Below are 1697 nucleotides of genomic sequence, written 5' to 3'. Positions count from 1 at the left end.
GAAAGATGAGCAAGCAACGATTCAACTGGGGACGGAGCTTTCAAATCTATGCTCACAGCAAACCACTATCTATTTGCATGGCGATCTTGGCGCAGGTAAAACGACTTTCAGTCGTGGCTTTGTAAAAGCGCTTGGCCATCAAGGAAATGTAAAGAGCCCAACGTATACTCTAGTTGAACCATATCAATTGGCAGATTGGCAGGTATACCACTTTGACCTTTACCGTTTAGCCGATCCAGAAGAGCTAGAGTTCATGGGCATCCGTGACTACTTTACTCCTGATGCTATCTGTTTGGTTGAGTGGCCAGAAAAGGGTGAAGGTTTGCTACCTGAAGCGGATCTCGATATCGATATCCGTTACCAAGATGATCATCGTGTCGTCTCTTTAACCGCTAACAGTGAATATGGACAACGCTTACTTAGTCAGTTGGAGTTATGTTGATTTCTAAACGCCTTCTTTCCACAGTGGCCATGATGGCCGCTGTTTTCTCATTGCTATTTTCTTCCATTGCTGCTGCTAACTCTTTAAAAGGGTTGCGTGTGTGGCCTTCCCCTGAAGAAACGCGAGTTGTTATTGATCTAAAGTCCGAAGCGGATTTTAGTTATTTCACATTGAGCAGCCCTAGCCGTTTGGTGGTGGATCTTAAACGCACCAATCTGGCGACTAAGTTGCCAGTCAACGTGAGCGATAGTCCGGTTCTGAAAAAGATCCGTAAGAGTTCACCACCAGAAAAAACAACCTATCGTTTAGTGTTTGAGCTGAAGAAATCCACCAAAGCGGAAATCTTCAAACTAAGCCCTACGCCGGGTGGACAATATGGTCACCGTTTGGTGATCGATCTTCCGCATGGCGATGCCAAAAAGTCATCGACCAGTTCCAGCTCTTCAAGCAGTTCAACGGTCAGTAAGAGCATTGATCAAGTTCAGCGCAATCAAGACATCTTGATCGTGATTGATCCTGGACACGGTGGTGAAGACCCGGGTTCTATCGGACCGTCTGGTAAATATGAAAAGAACACGGTTTTAAGTATCTCGCGCAAAGTCGCTGCCAAGCTAGATGCTGTACCGGGCGTTAAAACTCGAATGACACGAAATGGCGATTACTTCGTTAACTTGAACCGCCGAGTGGCTATTGCTCGTGAAAACGAAGCGCACCTGTTGATCTCTATTCACGCGGATGCCTTTACCACACCTCAGCCTCGTGGGGGCTCGGTGTTTGTATTGAACACGCGTCGTGCCAATACCGAGATTTCTCGTTGGATTGAGAACCCCGAGCGGCAATCGGAATTGTTGGGCGGAGGCGGTCATGTCTTTACCAGCAATATTGATGATAAGAACGTTAACCAAACCTTGCTTGATCTGCAGTTTAGCCATTCTCAAAAAGCGGGCTACAAACTGGCGACAGAGATCCTGTCAGAAATGGGTAAGGTCTCTAAGCTGCATAACAAAAAGCCGATTAACACCAGCTTAGCGGTATTGCGCTCGCCTCAGATTCCATCTGTACTGGTTGAAACGGGATTCATTTCGAACCCAACGGAAGAGAAACTGCTGTTCCAACGCTCTCACCAAGATAAGTTGGCAACAGCGATCACGACGGCGGTGGTGAAATATCTGAAAGCCAACCCACCTGAAGGAAAGGTGCTATCGAACACAGCAAGGCCGACGCCCGCTCCTGTAGCTTCGGTTACGACGCATAA

General features: G+C 47.4%; 2 protein-coding genes. Both read left to right on the top strand.

Annotated features, from left to right (window positions below):
• Positions 1–442, top strand: a 442-nt coding sequence (gene tsaE, locus KIV40_RS26725) for a tRNA (adenosine(37)-N6)-threonylcarbamoyltransferase complex ATPase subunit type 1 TsaE (protein WP_285352206.1), incomplete at its 5' end; no start/stop codon positions are given.
• A partial coding sequence (locus KIV40_RS26720) for an N-acetylmuramoyl-L-alanine amidase (protein ID WP_285352204.1) occupies positions 436–1697 on the top strand: 1262 nt, incomplete at its 3' end. The genes tsaE and KIV40_RS26720, both read left to right, overlap by 7 nt.

The organism is Vibrio sp. D173a (assembly GCF_030248475.1).
The sequence above is the reverse complement of the archived record's forward strand: the minus strand, read 5'-3'. Positions and strand labels throughout refer to the sequence as shown.